The organism is Yinghuangia sp. YIM S10712 (assembly GCF_051388935.1).
In the GTDB taxonomy this organism is placed as follows: Bacteria; Actinomycetota; Actinomycetes; order Streptomycetales; family Streptomycetaceae; genus Yinghuangia.
Genome location: NZ_JBPKBI010000045.1, coordinates 7,191 through 9,930 on the forward strand (window position 1 = coordinate 7,191; position 2,740 = coordinate 9,930).

Below are 2,740 nucleotides of genomic sequence, written 5' to 3' on the forward strand. Positions count from 1 at the left end.
CGCGGCATCGGCGTGTTGCCGGGTCATCCCTCCACGAGAACCCACGCCTCGGCCGGTTCGCACCCCTCGGCCGTGGCGCGGATGCCGATCTTGCCGGGCCCGGTGGGCCGGATGACGGCGAGGGCGCGGCCTTCGTACGTGCGGTGTTCGGTCGTGTCGAAGCGTTCCTCGGTGGCCGGCTCGGCGCTGCCGTAGCCCTGGAGCGTGCCGGGACCGGTGAGTTCGAGGCGGACGGGCCGGTCGGCGGCGGTGTGAACGGTGCCGTCGGCGTCGGTCAGGGCCACCGTGACGTACGCGAGGTCTCCACCCGACGCGGTGACGGTCGACCGCTCGGCGTCGACGCGCAGGCGCACCGGGCCGGTCGCGGTCCGCAGGATTCCGCGGCCGGTCTCCGCGCCGTCGCGATAGGCGACGGCGACGAGCTCGCCGGGGCGGTAGACGGTTTCGAATTCGGTGCGGAAGCGGTGCTGTGGCCCGACCGGGCGGCGGCCCAAGGAGTCTCCGTTGACAAGGAGTTCGACCTCGTCGGCGTCGCCGTAGACCTCGACGGTGATCGGCGCGTCCTCGAAGCCTGGCCACGTCCAACTGGCGATGCCGTCGCTCCACGCCCAGGGTGTCCCGGCGGGCGTCTTGCCGTGGTGTTCGGGCCTGCGCACCGCGAGGTACGGCTCGGTGCGCAGGCCGAAGACGATCTCGCGGTAGTAGGACGCGGGGCGGCGGTGGCCCGTGATGTCGATGTCGCCGGTCTGGGCCACCAGGTGCGGGTAGGGCGCCACGTGCACGGGGGCCGGTGTCTCCTCGGTGATGTACTGCGGCCGGCCGATGCCGACTTCGCCGAGGTAGTCCCAGCCGGTCCAGGTGAAGTCGCCGATGACGTGCGGGTGTTCGGTGACCAGTCGCCAGTTGCCGCCGATGCGGGTGGGGAAGGTCTCCGTGCCGAGGATGATCCGGTTGGGGAACAGCTCGCGGTCGAGCGTGTAGCGGGCCTCCGCGTAGTTCATGCCGGCGACGTCGAGCAGCGCAAACGATTCGGCGGTGGCCTTGGTGACCAGTTCGGAGGCGCTGATGGCGTTCATCCAGTCGCCGGGGTCGGCCATGAGTGTGTTGATGCCCGCGCCTTCGCCGGCCTTCTTGCGCAGCTCGCCGAGCTGGGACATCACCGCGAGCATGCCGTTGACACCGTTGGTGACGTACCGGGTCGGGTCGAGCTCGCGGACCTTGTCGGCCAGCCTGCGGCCCCAGACCGCGCCGGACGGTGAGCCCGTCTCGGGGATCTCGTTGCCGATCGAGTACATGACGACGCTGGGGTGGTTGAAGTCCTTGGCGACCATTGCCTCGATGTCGCGCTCCCACCACTCGGCGAAGTCCAGGTGGTAGTCGAACTCGCTCTTGCCGCCGGTCCACATGTCGAACGCCTCGTCCAGGACGAGCATGCCGAGGCGGTCGCAGGCGTCCAGCAGCGCGGTGCTCATGGGGTGGTGGGACATGCGGATCGCGTTGAACCCGGCCTCCAGGAGAAGCCGTACGCGCCGCTCCTCGGCGGCGGCGAATGTGGCCGCGCCCAGCACGCCGTTGTCGTGGTGGATGCAGGCACCGCGCAGCTTGACCGGGACACCGTTGATCCGCAGCCCGCGCTGCGGGTCCAAGTGCAGTGAGCGGATGCCGAACACCGTGGTCTCGGTGTCGAGGGTCCCCGACTCGTCGGACGACGTCACGGCGCACGTGTACAGGGCCGGCGAATCCGGGCTCCACAGATTGGGGCGGGCCACGTACAGGCGCGGACGGGCGGTCGCGGAACCGCCGGGCATCGCGGTGACCGAGGCGACGTCGCGCGCGACGATGCCGCCATCCGCGTCGCGGATCTCGGTGGTGACCTCGACCGTGCGCATCGCGACCGTGTCGTTCTCGATCGTGGTGGCGACCTGGACGACGGCCCAGTCCGTGTCGATCTCGGGGGTGGTGACCCGGACGCCGTCGGCGGCGATGCGGACCGGCCCGNGACCGTGTCGTTCTCGATCGTGGTGGCGACCTGGACGACGGCCCAGTCCGTGTCGATCTCGGGGGTGGTGACCCGGACGCCGTCGGCGGCGATGCGGACCGGCCCGCCGACCAGAAGCCACGTGTCGCGGTAGATCCCGGCGCCGGTGTACCAGCGCGAATCGCGGTGGGCGCGGGCCTCGACGCGGATCTCGTTGTCCTGGCCGTAGCGCAGCAGGTGGCCGATATCGACGCGGAACAGCGAGTAGCCGTACGGGCGCTGGCCCACCCAGTCGCCGTTGACGTACACCGCCGCGTCGCGGTACACGCCCTCGAACTCGATCAGGATCCGCCGACCCCGGTACTCCTCCGGCACCGCGAACGTCTTGCGGTACTCGAACGTGCCCCCGGGAAAGTACGCGCCCGCGCCCCGGTCGCCGCCCTGCGCGGCGCTGCGCTGCTGCCCGATCATCGCGTCGTGCGGCAGCGTCACCGGCTCGAACGGGACGCTGACCCCGGACAATTCGGCGAACGGGTTGACCTTGGGGCGTACCGCCCAGTCGGCGTTGAAGGATTGGCGGATCACTCGGCCTCCGTGGATCGTGCGGGTGTGCTCGGCCGCGAAACTAATGCGTATTAGCACTCTGATCGCCACGATATGGCCGGTCGCATGGGATCGGCAAGTCACACTGGCGTAACGGCCTTACGGAGAGTGTGTCCCGCACGAAAGACGCGCCCCCGCGCACGGCCGCTGTCGGCGCGG

The 2,740-nt window shown here is 70.4% G+C and carries 1 protein-coding gene and 1 pseudogene; both read right to left on the minus strand.

Annotated features, from left to right (window positions below):
* Nucleotides 1–23 precede the first annotated feature (23 nt).
* Nucleotides 24–2,120, minus strand: a complete 2,097-nt coding sequence (locus ACRX5W_RS32760) for a glycoside hydrolase family 2 TIM barrel-domain containing protein (RefSeq protein WP_436792039.1) — start codon at nucleotides 2,118–2,120, stop codon at nucleotides 24–26.
* 50 nt (nucleotides 2,121–2,170) lie between these two features.
* Nucleotides 2,171–2,449: pseudogene (locus tag ACRX5W_RS32765) on the minus strand (sugar-binding domain-containing protein); the annotation flags it as partial.
* Nucleotides 2,450–2,740: the final 291 nt, after the last annotated feature.